The organism is Deltaproteobacteria bacterium, from assembly GCA_016874775.1.
In the GTDB taxonomy this organism is placed as follows: domain Bacteria; phylum Desulfobacterota; class Binatia; order Bin18; family Bin18; genus VGTJ01.
Genome location: VGTJ01000144.1, coordinates 1 through 16,626 on the forward strand (window position 1 = coordinate 1; position 16,626 = coordinate 16,626).

Sequence of the window (16,626 nt, forward strand, 5' to 3'; positions counted from 1 at the left end):
TCTTCCAAATGCTCGGCCAGATACGTACAGGTGCAATTCTTCGGCGTGCTCACCAAATATTCGACGTACTGCTTCTTGGTAATCATATCCCTAAAATGATACTTGTGGTCCTCAAGCGTAAGTCCTGTTCTATTGATAGGTGCCATCTTGCTGTTGCCAAGAGTAAGCCGTGCCCAGGAACAAGAAGTCGCAGCCAGTGGCAAGCTGTTCTTCAACGAGAACTGCGTGGTGTGTCATGGTGGCAATGGGAAAGGCGATGGCATTATGGCGACGTTTGGTCTACTGACGGTTCCGCCTGCAGATCTCACTGTTCTCGCCAAGAAGAACGGTGGCCATTTCCCGTTTTGGCGAGTGTATGGAGTGATCGATGGCCGTGATCCCCTCAAAGCCCATGGCTCACGCGAAATGCCGTTGTGGGGTGATGAGTTTCGTTTAGAAACGAGCAGTAGTCTGATGTCGCAATCTGAAGTGCGCGGGAAAATTTTGCTACTGGTTTATTATCTGCAGTCGATTCAAGAGAAGTAAGCGCGCAATAAGCGGCAAAACAGAGGACATGTTGAGAACCCTCAGATTAGAGTATGAAGGAACTACGACTTTCACTCTCGACCTCTGAGGAAGAACGTTATGGTCTACCGTTTCGCCATTATTGGTGCAGGCATTGCTGGAACATCGGTTGGCTATTGGTTGTCGCAACATGAGTCGGTGCTCATTCTTGAGCGTGAAGCGCATCCTGGCTATCACACCACTGGCCGCTCAGCAGCGATGTTTATCGAGACGTATGGTCCACCGCTGGTGCGAGCGTTGACCGTTGGCAGTCGTTCCTTTTATGAAACGCCGCCGGCAGGGTTTACCGAGACCCCGATTCTTACTGCTCGTGGGATGTTGATGATCGCCACCAAAGATCAGCGTGATCATCTCGATGAAGCGTACACTGTCGCGCAACAAGTCGGATCAAAAGTCGAGCGGCTCTCTCCGACAGAGGCGCAAGCACGAGTTCCAGTGTTGCGAGCTGACCGGTTGTCGGGGGCAACCTTTGAAGCTGATCCTACTGATATTGATGTTCACGCGCTGCACCAAGGTTTTCTCAAAGGCATTCGTCAGCAGGGTGGACAGTTAGTGGTGTCGGCGGACGTACATGCGCTGACGTATCACAACCACATCTGGCGTATCGACACCAGCAATGGCACGTTCGAGGCGACGACTGTTGTGAATGCGGCTGGAGCGTGGTGCGATGAGATTGGCAAATTGGTGGGTGCCCGTCCGGTTGGACTCGTGCCCAAACGACGCAGCGCGTTTATCTTTGCGCCGCCAGAGAACGACAGGAGTGTCAACACATGGCCAGTCGTCATTGCGGCAGACGAATCGTTCTATTTCAAACCAGAAGCGGGAATGTTGCTGGGCTCGCCAGCGAATGTCGATCCCATGGTACCGCATGACGTGCGGCCTGAAGAGATTGATATTGCTACGGGTATTGCTCGGATCGAAGAAGCGACCACGATGACTATCCGTCGGCCCACCCGCATCTGGGCGGGGCTGCGTTCGTTTGTGCCTGATGGTGAACTGGTCGGTGGTTTTGATACTGCCGTGCCCGAATTCTTTTGGGTTGCTGGTCAGGGTGGGTATGGCATTCAGACCGCAGCGGGAATGGGTCAGGCGTGTAGCGCAATTTTGCTTGGTCAGCCGATGCCTGCGGCGCTTGCGTCCCTTGGGATTGCGGCGGAACGGTTATCGCCGCAGCGGTTGCGGGGGTGAAGCCTGCTTGCCCCTCCTCAAAAGAAGAGTACAAGGAACATATCGTCATTCAATCGAAGGAGGGCAGCACCCATGGCGCAACGCAAGAACAAAGAGTTTGAACTGCGAGGCATCAACCATCTGGCGTTAGTTTGCAAAGACATGGCGAAGACAGTGGATTTCTATACCAACACATTGGGCATGCCGATGACCAAGACTCTCGAATTGCCCAACGGTATGGGGCAGCATTTCTTCTTCGATATTGGCAATGGCGACGGTTTGGCTTTTTTCTGGTTTCCCAACGCGCCCGAAGCCGCACCTGGTGTGGCCTCTCCTGCGAACAACGTTGGGAAGGGTTCAATCGTGACGGCTCATGCATCGATGAATCATGTCGCGTTCGATGTTCCGCATGAACGTCTGACAGAATACCGTGACAAGCTGCGGGCAAAAGGCGTTGAGGTGACAGAAGTGATCCATCATGACGATACCCCCCAGCAGGTCAGCCGTGAAGTCAACAATACTACCTTTGTCAGCTCGATTTATTTCTTTGATCCTGACGGGATCATGCTGGAGTTTGCGAGTTGGACTCGTGAGTTAGGTACTGAAGGAGATTTGCGCCACAAGCCAGCATCGGCAGCAGATAAAGAGAGGTATTTGGAGCGGGCGAGGGAGGTAAGGGCGAAGTAAAGGAATTGCGGAATGCGGAATGCAGATTTGGGAAACCTCAACCTTCGGTGTCTTCCAATCTACAATCCGCAATCTACAATCGACAATTATTGACAATACCCAATGGATCTTGGCCCTCTCCAGAAGGGAAAGGAAACGAGGAAGAGTGCTCTAGATGGTTTACGCATGTGCCGCAGCCTTCTTTTTCTTTCCTTTGCGTTTCACTGCAGTAAGTAACGACGCATAGCTAATACCATCGCGATTATCAGTAGTGGTTGGAAACTTCTGCGTGCGCCAACCACTCACCCCTTCCTGCATAACACAGAGGTTCGTATAACCAGCGGCTTGTAATTGCTCAGCCGCTTGCTGAGTGCGTCCGCTTTCATCACCTCCGATGATCAGTGGCGCGTCTTTACCATACAGCGAAGCAACCACTTCAAGAAAACTGCCATTAGGATAAATCTCCTTCGTAGTCGGATGATGAAAAACAATCGGAATGTTGACGACCTTGCCACGCGGATGGCCAGAGGCGAATTCGGCAACCGTGCGCACATCGATATAGGCAACTTGGTCGTTGCTATTGAGTAGATCACGGGCTTCTTGGGGGGAAAGGGTTTTTGCGGGCATAGGACACTCCATGTCATTCATTAGTCACTGGTTGAAGCTTTGAGACTAGAGGCTAGAGGCTAGAGGCTTGGCAAGACACCAACTAGTCTCTAGCCTCCAGCCTCCAGCCTCTAGCCTCATATAGATCCGAATTCCCTCACAAACGGCGGAATAATACAGCACCGTTCGCGTCCTTCGTTTGGCGCTTTATCGGTCAGGGTGTACATGACACCGTCTTTTCCACCGGAAAGATCGGCTTTGGCGACCTGCTCAAGGTGGTAATGCAAAATGTTGCCTTCAGGGGCAACGGCGAAGATACAATCTAAGACCTTCCGCGCAGGCAGCTTGCCCAGGGAAGGGTGGGTGAGGATTTCTTGTTTACCCATGCGAATTCCCTCCTTTGCAGAGATAGGCGTCTCTGCACCGACGGCTCTTTTCATACGTCCTTTTTCCTTGACAGGCAACCACGAACAGGATTAGCTTAGGGGACGCTACAAGGAGGGTACCAAGAGTATGGACACCCAAAAGGAAATGGCCAATGGCCAGCTCTGGTTCAAGGCTGGGGATGATATCCCCAATGTCGATAAAAAGCTCTTCGCACTGCAAAATCTCTGCACCGACTGCAAGGTGTGCGAAGTCGCTTGCTCACTTATTCATTCTCCTGATGGGGAACTGAACCCCAACTATGCCCGCATCAAGATCAAGCATGACCCGCAAGTTACCACACGGGTCAACAAGGATGGCTTCGGCTTTGTCACTGCCATCTGCCATCATTGTGGCAACCCGCCGCCGTGCGCGGAAGTCTGTCCGACCGATGCGTTCTATTACGATCCACAGACCCTGGCGGCGCTGATCGATCAAAGCAAGTGCATCTCATGTATGGAATGTGTACCCGCCTGTCCGTTCGATGTGGTCTTCATTGCCCCAAATGGCGAAGTGCTGAAATGCGATCTCTGTGGCGGCGACCCTGCCTGCGTCAAAGCCTGCTCCACTCGGCCAGACAATCTCAACCAGGGAAAGCAGTATCAACGTTTCCCAGTGTTGTTCTTTGAAACCAAGAGCAACTACACCACGATGCTACGCAAGCCAGCCGAGGAACACAAAGAACTCGGACTTGGTGATGCGATGTTGGAAGGGAAGATTAGTACCTCCGCTTAAAGCAGAAAACCTGTTACGTGAAACGTGTTACGTGATGAAAAGACTAACGGCTACTATTCTTCATGCAACACGCAACACGTATCACACTCTACGTAACAAGCTCAGAGCTGAGCAACGCAAGAGGAGATCGTCATGGAAGGCAAATTACTACGCGTAGATTTAACGACTGGAAGCATTCGCACAGAGATTATTCCGCACGCTTTGTTTGATCGCTGGGTTGGTGGTTCGGGTATTAACGACTGGATCTTATGGGAGCACTTCCAACGCCATGACATCATGAGCGACCCGCGTGGGCCGGATAATATCTTTATCTTTGGCGTTGGTCCGGTGGCTGGGACTGGCTCTGGCATCGGCGTCAAAGGGCGCATTACTTTTAAGAGCCCAGAGTATGGCCATTTCGCTGATACGGCTGGCGGTGGCAAATTTCCCTATATGGTTCGTTTCACTGGCTATGACTACATTGCGGTCACTGGCAAAGCCCCAAGACCGGTGTATCTGCATATTGCCAACGAAGAAGTGACTATCTGTGATGCTTCTCATCTGTGGGGCAAAACCACCTCTGAGACTCATGCAGCGTTGCAGAAAGAGTTGGGTGATTATCCCTCTACCGTTCATACCTTGACGATCGGACCTGGTGGAGAAAATCTGGTCGGCATGTCTGGTGTCGTGTCTGATGGCTGGCGCATCTACGCCCGTGGTGGTGGTGGCTGCGTCATGGGTTCGAAGAACCTGAAAGCCATCGCTGTGCAGGGCAATAAGGGCGTGAAGATTCACGATCCCCAGGGGTTGTTACAGTGGTCAGACGGTTTCCGTAAGAAGCTTGACTCCAATGAAGCAGGCTATGGCTTTAAGCGGCGCGGAACGCTGGGCGCGGTCGAAATGTACCAACGTATCGGCGGCAACTTCTGGCGCAATAACCAAGGCACGTTGTTCCGTGGCGATGAAGTACGTTCAGACAATTGGGTAAAGAAGTTTCATAAATACTCAGAAGTCTGCTCGTCGGATTGTTATCTCGCTTGCGATGGCCGCTACAAGATCGAAGGGCATGAATCTGAACGCGCCAAGAACTATATCGGTGAAGAGTTCCGCCATCCTGAATATCTCACCACCGGTAGTGGCGCTGGCGCACTTGATCTGCGCGATTGGGCAGACGTCGCCCACTGGGGCAAGGTCACTAACGATCATGCGCTCGATAACCAAGACCTGAGCTGCTCAATCAGCTTCATTCAAGAACTCGCACAGCGTGAATTGATCTCGACACGCGATATAGAAGAGTTGTTCGGCAAATCAATGAACCTAGAGTGGGGCAACATGGATGTGATTGAAGAGATCATCCTCGGTGTTGCTTATCAGACGACGCTCTTTGGCCGCATGTTCCGTGATGGTGTTTATTATGGTGCGCTCGCGTTGTCAGAGAAGAAGGGCGAGAACTTCATGAAGTACGCGACCTACGGCAAAGGTGGCGCGAGTTTCACTGAAGAGCTGCGGGCATTCCCATCGTGGATGCTCAACATGGCAGTCGCCTCACGCGGTGCCGACCATCTCAAAGGCATCGGTCTGATCGAGAAATTCCAGCGTAAAGATCTCTCGCAAGCCTACTTCGGTAGTTTGGACGCCGCCGATTTAAGTACGCCGAAGCTCAAAGGTGCCTGTACGCATGTCATTGAAAACCAGGTTGCGCTGATCAATTCCTACGGTATCTGTCTGTTTCACTGGATGTTAGATGTCCTCGGCTATGCGCCAGAGACGTACTACGCGGGAGCGTACACCGCAGTGACCGGCATCGATAAGAGCAAAGAAGAACGCATGCGTGATGGCGAGCGGATTTGCAACCTAGAGAAAGCGTTTAACTCGCGGCTCGGTATGCGGCGTGAGCATGACACCATTTGTGAGCGCTGGATGCACGAACCCTGTCCAGAAGGCCCCCACAAAGGCAAGGCGGCATCGACGATGTTCAACCCTGTGCTCGACGAGTACTACGAATGGCGCGGCTGGGACAAGCAGAGCGGCTTGCAGACTCGCAGCAAGTTAGAAGAACTCGGCATGGAAGACATCGCCGAAGTACTCGCCAAAGAGAAAGTCCTGGTCGAAGATCAAGGCAGACGTTCGGCGTCGGTCTCGGTTCCGACTGGAGTTGAGAAGACGGCGAAGTAAGAAGGCCGTGAAACGTGCTGCGTGATGCGTGAGAACTTGGGGCTAGAGATTTGGGACTTGGGGCTTGGGAGGAAGAAGAACTAGTCCCTAGCCCCCAGCCCCTCGTCCCGTGTTTTTTACGCAACACGTGCAAGGGAGTTCTCTATGATCACCGTTCGCGCAGAATACACTGCACGGTTTCGTGAGATTACTAAGCTCACCGAAGAAACCTTTCAACTTGAGCAGCCACTTGTTTCCGAATTAGCGCAGAAGTTGGTACAGAAGTATGGTCGCCTGATGGAAGCGCTGTTGATTGATCCAGAAACCAAAGATCTTAACAACAAAGGGACGCTCTTCCTCGACTCCAAAGGGCAACGCATCAGTATCCACGATACCTTAGAGGACGGAGAAATGATTGCCTTTATGGTTGGGATCGCTGGTGGATGAGCCATGTTCAGTAACGACAATTGCTAAACGAAACGGGCAGCCCTGCGTGGCTGCCTTTTTTGTTGCTGAGGGTCTCAATAGTTGGACCCTTGATTCATTAGTAGAGTTGCCCTCAATGGCCCGATCACCCGATGACTCAATGGTAAAATCAGAAGCAATAGGTTTTTCATGATGTCCAACGCTAGTAAAATTCTCGATCACCCGCTTGTCTCAAGTCGTTACTTTTTTCCGCGCCGTGAGGCCTTCCCTGAGCCATATTGGGTGGAAGCTGCGGATGGTAGCCGACTCGCATGCTACTACCAAGCGGTCAACCCAGATGCGAAAACAGTCATCTATTTCCACGGTAACGGTGAAGTTGTCGCTGACTATCTGCCGAGTTTTCCAGAATGGCTTGTGCGTGCTGGCTGTAACGTGTTGCTGGCTGAGTATCGTGGGTATGGCATGTCGAGTGGCGCGCCTGCGCTGGCTGGGATGCTGGACGATGTTGTCCCGATTATTCAAAGCCTGAAGATTCCTGATTCCAAAGTGATTCTCTTTGGTCGCTCGATTGGCTCGCTGTATGCTGTCCATGGGGTGTCGCAGCGACCGCAGCTTGGTGGTCTGATTCTTGAGAGTGGCGTAGCTGATCTCACTGAACGTTTTTTCCTCCGCGTTGCGCCGGAAGAGTTAGGAGTTTCTGAGTCAGCCGCGATGGACGAGCTCCACAAGTATTTTAACTACGTGCAGAAGCTTGGTAGTTTTCGCGGGCAAACGTTGATCCTGCACGCGCGTCACGACGAGTTACTGCCTGCCCAGCATGCTGAGATGTTACATACGGCAGCGCCAGAACCAAAGCAGCTCAAGATTTTTGACCGTGGCGGGCATAACGATATTTTTTATCGCAACCAAGCCGAGTACATGCAGTTGGTGGAGGCGTTTTTGGCGAGGGTGTGAGGTTACTGTCGGAAAGCCAACTTCAGTTGCATATCCCTGTGTCATTACCCTCACCCGTACTCGCTGCGCTCGTACTGCCCTCTCCCTGGCAGGGAGAGGGAAAGGGTGAGGGTTGAAAGGCGAGAAGTATATACTGCGTAGGCACGAATTGCGCTTTTTGCTTCGCGGCTCCGGCGAGGGTCATTCTGAACGGAGCACCGCGGAGTGAAGAATCTCTCAGCGGGAGCGGGGGAGAGATGCTTCGCTTTGCTCAGCATGACAAAACCGCACTTTCTACCTGCGCAGAGTATAGTGAAGACAAGGGGAAATTTTTCTAGCTTCCCTGCGCCGGACCAGCGATGGACACGCGATAACCGGTTTCCTTTTCGTACCGATCGATTTCCTTTACGACGGCATTCATCGCACCACCAATCAGCGTGTCGTGGTCTTTACGACACCACTCTCGCGAATTCACCGTGAGATCTGCTGAGCCTTGGAAGCGTGGGAACACTTCTTTGGCCAGCAGTTCGTATGAGGCGAGAGACGCCTGCCGATCGACCCAGTCATTGGCCATGATCAGGAAACAGCCGAACCCACCAGATTGTTTTTTCAAACGTTCAATCTGAGCAGCCGCATCATCCGGAGTACCAATGATCGCGGCGCCGGAATCAGCCAGCGCTTGTGGCCATTTGCGTGGGTCTGGTTCTTCAGGCGCCATCGGCAGCGCCACGATATTGCGGAAGTAGTCAACCCACTCGTGAATACCGTATTCGACTTCTTCAAAGGCTTGCTTGCGGGTGCGGGCCACGTGCATAGGACCGACCAACCGCCACGTCGAACGATCGACCTTATGTCCGTATTTCTGTGCTTGATCGTTCCAGATCTTCCAATGATCGCCGAGAACAGCAAATCCACCCATACTCGTTGCCCCAAGCGACAGCACGCCTGCACCATAACGCCCTGCGGTACGCGGTCCAGCAGGTGACACGGTCGCCGCTACCGCAATCTCAAAATGAGGGTACGTGTACGGTCGTAATTGTAAGCGGGCATCACGGAGTGTGAACCAATCAGTTTGAATCGAGACTGGTTCGTCGGAGGTCAGCAGGGCCATGATTGCGCCCAGTGACTCCTCCATCCGCACCCGCTGACTTGCAGGGTCAATGCCCATCATATGGGCATCAGACGGCAACGCACCAGGGCCGACTCCGAACATGACGCGCCCACGGGTAATATGATCCAGTAACACCATGCGATCAGTGAGAATCAGTGGATGGTGATAGGGGAGAGACATCACGCCAGTTCCTAAACGAATATGGCGAGTACGTTGTGCGGCAGCAGCGATGATCACTTCTGGTGAAGCAATGATTTCTAGACCAGCAGAGTGGTGCTCACCGATCCACGCTTCATCATATCCCAGTTGATCAAGCCGCTCGATGAGTTCGAGGTCGCGTTCCAACGCCAGGGTCGGGTTTTGCCCGGCAGGATGAAAAGGGGCCATAAAAATACCAAACCGTAAGGGACGTTCCATTCATTTCCTCCGTATGCTGGACGTGATCGTTGCCAGGTGCCAGCAAAAATCTACCAACGATCATACTGCACCTCCTGTCTTCGTCAACCTGTGATCCTACTCGGGGTAGCGTGCGCACAGCGCACGACCGTCTCTGACGTTGGCACTCTCGTGCGCACAGCGCACGCTACAGATACACGGTCTGATATTGAAGTTGAGGGAGGTCTACCACCACGGCTCATCCCACAACAGTACTCCAACCACAGCGCGTCGGTTGTGTTGGCGCGTATACGTGAGGGCGGCAGCGACCGCTTCTTTTTCGTCAAAATGATACGACACAATATCACTCTGTCGCGTTGGGGATGGTTCTGGCTCGCGTAAGAGGACGATCGTTTTGGGAACACCAAGCAGGAGATTCGGATGTGAGATGGAATCACTCTTTGTCACTTGCGGGCGTGAACGTGTTCGTGGCGCGTTTCTGGTTCCACCAGGTTTTTCTGTACTGTAGCGTTTCTCCAGTAACCAGAACTGGGAGATCCCTCGTGGAATGTACTGCCGAGCTTCTTCGTAAATGTTGTTGATGGCCGCTCTGTCCAACAACACACTCCAGCGCTTGGCTTTGTTCGTGACATACACGAACAGATGGTCCGCATCGAAGCGCTCTGGGCGAGTAAAAGGCGTTCTGATCGGCATCAGACTCGACGGTAACTCACGATAAAAAGGATCGAAAACTTCATTTTCCATGCTATGAAGGCCAGCATAGCGAGAGAAGAGGCCAGGGAGCAACGGTCTCTAAAAATCAATACCGCTTCTGCCACAACACATCGACGCCGCTGGTTCCTCGTGAAGTGGTTGTTCCTTTCAATTGCCACTGACGGTCGACCTGGTATTCAACGGAGACTTCACGCTCTTGTCTCTCGCCGAGCTGTTGGGACGTCGAGACGTAGACATCTTTGATCAGATACTTTCCGACTCTGACTCGTCCCTGCCCGATGCTCTGCCCCATGTCGAATTCAAGGTTATCGAGCCCGAGCTTGTTGGCGATCGACTGACGCAAGCCCGAGGCAATGTAACCCGCAGTAGCCTGGATCGCTTGCGTCTGCAGCGACACCTGTTCAGTGCTGCTAAGGCCACTCGCCGGTTTGCCAAAGATCAGGACTGAGAGAATGTCAGCTTCCTCCAGTGCCGGATTGCTGCGCAGATCCAAGGTCGGGGTGCGCACGCTGCCACCGAGGAGCACATCGACCTCGTACGGAGCGACAGTGTAACGAGCGACAAGGTCGATATTTGGCTCGACCGGCAGCACGTCTGGAAAGGACACCTGTCCGCGCTCAATGTTGAACTTGCGGCCATGAAACGCATACCATCCCCGGACGGTTTCAACTGCGCCAGTCAGGCGTGGCTCTGTGCCGGAGTTTTTCTTCACTGTGAGTCTGCCATTAATTTCAATCGACCCTTCGGCCATATGAAGCCACGTATCGCGTGGAATTCGCACTACCACATCTGCCGCGAGTTGCCGTAATAGCTCTGGAGTTGTCGGCACCTCTAGCTTGTTGTCGAATTCCCGAGGTGACTCCTTGAGAGATTGATCTGAGGGCATAGAGCGCATCGAATCCTGGTCAGTTTGCACGACAGTTATGGTGTGGTCACGTGGTGGTGGTCCGCTTTTGAGCAAAGCGACATCCGGTCGTAAGATAGTGTTTTCAAGCGTAAGAGTCCCTCGCACGAGTGGAGCGGCTAACGAGCCGGAGCACAACAACCGACCGGAGACCTCTGCTTTATAGTGGCGCGTGTGAATCACTCGCAGTTCTTTCGCCGCGAAGGTAAGGGCCATATCCCCTAGTGTAGATTGTCGCAACGCGATGCGCCCGTTGCCAGTAAGTTCTCCGCGACCTGAAGATAGTGAAAACTGTTGAAGATGAAACGCGTCTGGAGAGATTGCTATAGCGGTCTCAAGGTCTTTGAGGGTGATGTCAAGTGTTTTCAGTCGTGCCCCTCCGTTGCGTAGTTGTACCTGACCCGACGGACGGAGTTCTGACAATGGACCACGGAGCGCGAGGTCGACGTGCATGGTGCCTTCGATGTCTTCGACTGCATCGGTCGTGACAAGTCCAAGGAAGGCAAGGTTGATGCCGTCTGAATGAAGTCGGAGGTCCGCATCACCGACTTGTGGCATAGGACGTCTCTCGTGCCAACTCAGCGCAATCGGAAGGGTACCATTGAGGGTTAATGTATGGGCAGTGTCCTGTCGAAGTAAAGCACTCAGTGTGAGTTTGTCGTTCTGGTAGGTGCCCTGGCCAGCGAGCCCTGCATACGACTGGCCACGGAAGAGCAAAGGGGTTGTCGTCAGTTGGGCGCTCGCTACTGGATGTGTTCGCGTCCCTTGTACTTGGAGGTTGATGTTGAGGTGCCCATCAACCGGCGGGAGTGTGGGCACAAACGTTTGCAGATCGAGCAAAGGAAATTGTGTCACATGAACCTGAAAGTCTTGCGGTCCGTGTTCTGCGATGTTGCCCGCAACCGTGATGCTCTGAGCACCTCGCTGCAACACGAGCGAGTCTACTGACACGTGCCCTGCTCGCAGTGTGAACGAGATTGGTTGAGACTGTGTCCACACACCTATTGGCAGTTGCAGAGCAAGGTTGCTTAACGAGACATTCCACTGTGTCGGTTGTTGTTGCACATAGACCTGCGCTCGGAGGTTGCGTACCTGTTCGCCTTCCGCATGCAGGCGGCTCTGTATTTCTAGTGGTTCGACACGAACGATGGTTGCCTCGACTGTGGCATGATGCCAGATTCCGCCAGCGTCAAGCTGTTGGCCCGCCACCGTAACGTTACCATGCGTTTCAGCTTGGCCGACGGATAGCAAACGATAGGTGACACTCCCGTTCTCTAGTGCGTGCTGACCCCAGCGCAGCGAGTTCCCGGTCGCGGCTCCTATCACTGTGAGTTGCTGCAACGGGCCGGAGATGTCGCCAGTAAGAGTCATCGAGCCCTGCCCATTCTGCCCAACGCGCTTGAGCCAGGGTGCGATGTCCTGCGTTTGTATTTTGTAACTCAAGGCTGCTAGTGGAGACTGAGTGAAGATGTCCTTGAGTTGTCCTTGTACGTGCGCGGTCGTGTCATTGGTTGTGAGCGATAGCCGCTCAAGCGTCAACTGCTGCTGTCGGAGCGTTGCCACTGCGCTACCGTGAACGTCGGTGAGTGTATCAACCCGTGAGGGGAGTACGGTGATGCGTGTGTTGGCAGTGAGGTCTGAGAGTGTCGTACCTTGCCCAGCGATCCAGGCGTCAGCGTTGATGATTACCGTACCAATCGGGAGTGGCTTTGCCGTGGCGTTTGCGACATTTCCTTCACGGATCGCAATTGTCCCTTCATAAGAAAGCGAAGGACCTAACTCAATCCAGCCGTTCCACTGGAGTTGAGCAAGTGGTCCGTTCGTTTTTCCATTCGACGTGAGGCGACGGTTCACTAGTGTCCCGCTGATCTCGCCATCACCAACAGTTCGTTCATCGACGACGAGTTTTTTCGGAGAGAGGATGAAGTCTATCTTTCCAGAATCGATGTCGCTGCCAGTGAACTCAATATGACCTGAAAGCTCACCTTGGACATGTGGCAGCTTCACGACTTTATGCATCATTATGCGGTCGAGATTGGCACGTATGTCGTAGTGTGGCGGAGATTGTTGAAAGTCAGCTTTTGCTATCCCCGTTACTTTGCCGTTTGCTGTTTGCAGCTCTGCTTTCACAATAGGATGCTGCACGGTTCCACTGAGCTGCACTTGGCCAGAGAGGTCTTGCTGGAGAGGGCTTTCGGGCAACAACGAGCGAAGTTCATTGGCTGCCAAGCGCGAGACCTCGGCGGTGAGATCAAAACGCGGCGCGTCGAGGTTGTGTACCATTCCCGATAGTTGCACTTGCGACTGTGCGGTCTGGATGGTTGCGGCTTTCACTGCCACGTCAGCGACGGCGTTTACTTCCGTGTAGGTACCCCCACCTTTCCAGGAGAACGACGGGAACTGCGCTGACTCCGCGCGAAAGGAAAGCTGAGTAAAGTTCAGAGTGACGTCAGGTAAGACAGACGTGAGTTGTCCGTCGGCTATGACATCGCGGATTTGAATAGTGTTGAAGCCGTGAGGTTCGACGACAACGTGGCCATCGGTAATATGTATGCGGTCAATAGAAAGTCGTAGCGGTGTGGGTGAGGAAGGGGCAGATGAAGGAGGAAAGAGCCGCTTGATGTTCCAGATTCCTTGAGGCTGTTCTCTCAGGTGCAACGTTGGCGACTGGACCGTAACATCATCAATATGGAAGGTCGAGGATTTCCAGGCGAGACGGAGTTGTGACAATAGTTTCAGTGTGACCGTTGCCTGGGGAATGTGTATCACATCGCCCGATGCATCGCGAAATGACAAGTTGTGAAAAGTTACGCCGTTCCAGAGGTCTCCGCTGATTCGTTCTAACGTCACTTCCCCGTGGATCTCTTCGCGCAGAGCGACGAGTGTCTGCTCACGTAGCCATGCACGAAAGCTATCGGTCTGGGTGTATCTGCTCAGGCCGATAACAAGAACAATAAGAGCAACGGAAAGGAGTGCGGTTGTCCACAGAGCAAATCGTAGGAACTTTCTCGGGGGCGATTGCTGAGGAGAGTCACTCATAATCCTTTACCTTCCGACCCTCACCCATTCTCGCTTCGCTCGGGTTGCCCTCTCCCTGGCTGGGAGAGGGATAGGGTGAGGGGAATGAGCAAGAAAAACAACAACGAAGTCCATATTAAAAAAATTGCCCTACACTAAAATGCACCTGCCAAAATTGATCGCCACGCGGCGGATCAAGCGGGAAGCCGAGATCAAGGCGCAGTGGGCCAACTGGCGTGGCGTATAATACCCCAAAGCCAAGCGCAAAGCGTAAGCCGTCAACCGGTACGGAAAAGGATCGTTTCGACACTTGGCCAAAGTCAAGAAACACTGCCCCACCAAGTTGCTCAGTATAGCGATATCGTAACTCCAAAGCTCCCTCGATCACACTGCGTCCACCCACGGGATCATCAGCCGTCGACAACGGGCCAAGTCGATGTCGTCCATAACCACGCACACTGTTTGCTCCACCTGCATAGAAGCGCTCGAAGAGAGGTACCTCATCATTAGTACCAGTAGGGTCGGCAACCCCTAACTTCAGGCGTCCCGCAAGCACCGTGTGGGTGTAGACCTCGCGATAATGGCGCGCCTCCCACAAGAGTTTGAGGAAACCGAAGTCTCCGCTCAGTGGGCCGCCGACTTGCTCAACTAGCATCGAGAAGAAATTACCTTGCGTGGCGTCAAGTGGATCATCCGTCGTGTTCCACACCAGGCCTGCGGACAAGCCCGAGAGTGCCCCTTTTCGCTCAAATGTCTGTAACTTCCTGGTCGTTGCTGCTTCCACATTGTTCAGTTGGTCGTACTCTGAGCGGTAAGCGACAAAGCCGGTCAAGCTATTGCTGAAGTCGCGTTCAAGCCGCGCTTGCAAACGAGTGGCATTGAGCAGATAGCCTGGTTCGTTGATCTGTTGGGGGCGAAAGGTCAAGGCGAAGCGATTCAACGTTCCAAACACATACGGTTGCAGAAAACTGACATTGATGTGACGGGTGAGCATCGACGCTTTCACTTGGACTTCAAACCGTCGCCCACCACCAAACCAATTGTTATGTCTCCAGTAGACAAGGCCTCGCAGTTGATCCTCGGTGCCGTAACCAACTCCTAACTTCCATTCGCGAAACGGTTTCTCGTTGACGTGGAGATGGAGAGGAATCACAGCGGGGTTGGTTGGCGAATCCTGCGGCATAAACCGCACGGTGCTAAAGAGATCCAGCTTCATGATGCGTTTCTGCGCTTCAGTGAGGGCACTCGTACTGAAGGGGTCGCCTGGCTTATAGCGCAACTCACGCAGGACGATGCTGGGGTCAACCAGCTGGGTCCCTTCTGCAGTTGTCTCACCGAAGACCGCTTGGGGGCCGAGGTGGATGGAGTATTGGACATCGGCAGTATGTTGATCGACAACAACGCGGGCGGAGCGTTGAACTGTGGCTCGCCCATAATGATGATCAAGAAAGAAATTCTTAAGCGTCACCTCACTCTGCTGATAGTCCTCTTCGGTGAAGATTGCTCCTTCTTGTAAGGCAAGTGTCGGACGCACGGATTCAAGAGTAAGACCAAGCGGAAGTGAATCGTGCAAAGAAAGAGACAACCTGCGAACGTGAGTTGGCTCGCCTTCGTCGATGGTCAATGTCGCTGAGATATTCCCACCTGTCGAGGCAAGGTCATACCTGACTCGTGCTTCATAGTATCCCTGCATTTCATAGAACCGTTGCAGGCGTGTCAGATCGGCGGCGAACGTGACCGGATCGAAGCGAGGGTATGATTTCCAGGGGGCAGTCCACGCGCGAGTTTTACTCAACAGTTGTTGTCGAAGCTGACGGCTAGAGAATTGTGCATTGCCGGTGATCGTGAGCTGCTGGAGTCGCCAGTCTTTCTCTACATCGAGGTCGCTCAGTTGTCCCGACCATGCGTATTGAGGACACATGAGGAAAGGAACGAGAGTAAGGCAAACGAGAAGCCAACACATATAGAACCATACGAATCGACTCCTCGTTCACTATCGGAGGATGACGACGGCGGGAAGCCCGTAACCGACGAAAGTGCTGAAAGCCTCGGACAATGAATAATGAAGGATGAACGATGAATGAAGGAGACAGGCGAGAGGTTTGATGGCTTCGCTACGCTCGCAATGACGGACGGTTCTGTCATTGCGAGGAACCTGAGGCGACGAAGCAATCTCTGCGTTGTAGGACCGAGATGGCTTCGCTCTGCTCGCAATGACAGCTCTTCCCGAACTTCCCGCCATTGCTCCCTACGGGACAATGACGGAGTTGCTAGTCACTAACGGGGTCAAGCCATTGTTGGGGAAAAAGCGGAACTCAAACGTGCCCCGCTGCCGCATCTGAAACGTACACGAGCCCGTTGCCCGTCCCGTCGTCCCCGGACTCGCCGTGCAGTTCACATACTGACGCTCTTGCACTGGCAACGGACGGTGAGTAGTGCGGGCTATGTCACCTTGGGGCATCACAAGTATTGCGTGGGCCAGGCGTATCGGCACCAAGTCGTCCACCTCCGCTTTGATCGCGCGACTCGGGAAGTCGTCGTCGACCAACCGCCCCAGGTAGACCTCAAGCGTTGGCCGATTCGCGGCCTCGCCTATCACGACATTGTTCAGCGACTGAACCGAAAACGAACAGGTACCAACCATAGCTCTAACCATAGAACTATTTCTGCGGGGCTACTTAGGCGGTGGCAGGAAACAACTTACCGCAATAGTGATTGACCGGAGTGGAGAGCCTCTGCACAAGAGCAGGGATGAGAGACGAGACCATTGTGTGCTGGCTTCGGTCTAAGTATCGAAGTCTGGTCGAAGAGCTGGATGAACGCGGGCGAC

At 53.4% G+C, this 16,626-nt stretch carries 14 protein-coding genes; 7 read left to right on the forward strand and 7 right to left on the reverse strand.

The window, feature by feature from the left end:
- Positions 1–102 precede the first annotated feature (102 nt).
- From FJ147_20980 to FJ147_20990, 3 genes are all read left to right on the forward strand, one after another.
- The gene (locus FJ147_20980) at positions 103–525 is read left to right on the forward strand and encodes a cytochrome c (GenBank protein MBM4258358.1); all 423 of its coding nucleotides are present in this window, start codon (positions 103–105) and stop codon (positions 523–525) included.
- Positions 526–624: 99 nt separating this feature from the next.
- Entirely contained in the window at positions 625–1,752 is a 1,128-nt protein-coding gene (locus FJ147_20985) for an FAD-binding oxidoreductase (GenBank protein MBM4258359.1), read from the forward strand.
- A gap of 72 nt (positions 1,753–1,824) precedes the next feature.
- Positions 1,825–2,418, forward strand: coding sequence for a VOC family protein (locus FJ147_20990; GenBank protein MBM4258360.1), 594 nt, complete (start codon positions 1,825–1,827; stop codon positions 2,416–2,418).
- A 159-nt stretch (positions 2,419–2,577) separates the two neighbouring features.
- Here FJ147_20990 and FJ147_20995 read toward each other — a convergent pair whose 3' ends face one another.
- Positions 2,578–3,045 carry a hypothetical protein gene (locus tag FJ147_20995; protein MBM4258361.1) on the reverse strand — a complete coding sequence of 156 codons (468 nt, stop codon included), beginning with the start codon at positions 3,043–3,045 and terminating at the stop codon, positions 2,578–2,580.
- Positions 3,046–3,140: 95 nt separating this feature from the next.
- Positions 3,141–3,389 (reverse strand): hypothetical protein, encoded by a 249-nt coding sequence (locus FJ147_21000; protein ID MBM4258362.1) that lies wholly within the window; start codon positions 3,387–3,389, stop codon positions 3,141–3,143.
- 127 nt (positions 3,390–3,516) lie between these two features.
- Here FJ147_21000 and FJ147_21005 point away from each other — a divergent pair, with 127 nt between their 5' ends.
- The 4 genes from FJ147_21005 (at position 3,517) to FJ147_21020 (ending at position 7,674) form a co-directional block, all read left to right on the forward strand.
- Complete coding sequence (locus tag FJ147_21005) at positions 3,517–4,161, forward strand: 4Fe-4S dicluster domain-containing protein (GenBank protein MBM4258363.1); 645 nt, start codon at positions 3,517–3,519, stop codon at positions 4,159–4,161.
- A gap of 132 nt (positions 4,162–4,293) precedes the next feature.
- Positions 4,294–6,315, forward strand: coding sequence for a hypothetical protein (locus FJ147_21010; protein ID MBM4258364.1), 2,022 nt, complete (start codon positions 4,294–4,296; stop codon positions 6,313–6,315).
- 144 nt (positions 6,316–6,459) lie between these two features.
- Positions 6,460–6,741 carry a hypothetical protein gene (locus FJ147_21015; GenBank protein MBM4258365.1) on the forward strand — a complete coding sequence of 94 codons (282 nt, stop codon included), beginning with the start codon at positions 6,460–6,462 and terminating at the stop codon, positions 6,739–6,741.
- A 171-nt stretch (positions 6,742–6,912) separates the two neighbouring features.
- Positions 6,913–7,674 carry an alpha/beta hydrolase gene (locus FJ147_21020; protein MBM4258366.1) on the forward strand — a complete coding sequence of 254 codons (762 nt, stop codon included), beginning with the start codon at positions 6,913–6,915 and terminating at the stop codon, positions 7,672–7,674.
- A gap of 313 nt (positions 7,675–7,987) precedes the next feature.
- Here the strand turns inward: FJ147_21020 and FJ147_21025 are convergent, their stop codons facing one another.
- The 5 genes from FJ147_21025 to FJ147_21045 form a co-directional block, all read right to left on the reverse strand.
- Positions 7,988–9,181, reverse strand: coding sequence for an LLM class flavin-dependent oxidoreductase (locus FJ147_21025; protein MBM4258367.1), 1,194 nt, complete (start codon positions 9,179–9,181; stop codon positions 7,988–7,990).
- A gap of 204 nt (positions 9,182–9,385) precedes the next feature.
- Positions 9,386–9,904, reverse strand: a complete 519-nt coding sequence (locus tag FJ147_21030; protein ID MBM4258368.1) for a hypothetical protein — start codon at positions 9,902–9,904, stop codon at positions 9,386–9,388.
- 55 nt (positions 9,905–9,959) lie between these two features.
- Positions 9,960–13,817, reverse strand: coding sequence for a hypothetical protein (locus FJ147_21035; protein ID MBM4258369.1), 3,858 nt, complete (start codon positions 13,815–13,817; stop codon positions 9,960–9,962).
- Positions 13,818–13,932: 115 nt separating this feature from the next.
- On the reverse strand, positions 13,933–15,759 hold the full coding sequence (locus tag FJ147_21040; protein ID MBM4258370.1) for a hypothetical protein: 1,827 nt from the start codon (positions 15,757–15,759) through the stop codon (positions 13,933–13,935).
- 285 nt (positions 15,760–16,044) lie between these two features.
- Positions 16,045–16,440 carry a hypothetical protein gene (locus FJ147_21045; protein ID MBM4258371.1) on the reverse strand — a complete coding sequence of 132 codons (396 nt, stop codon included), beginning with the start codon at positions 16,438–16,440 and terminating at the stop codon, positions 16,045–16,047.
- Positions 16,441–16,626 lie beyond the last annotated feature (186 nt).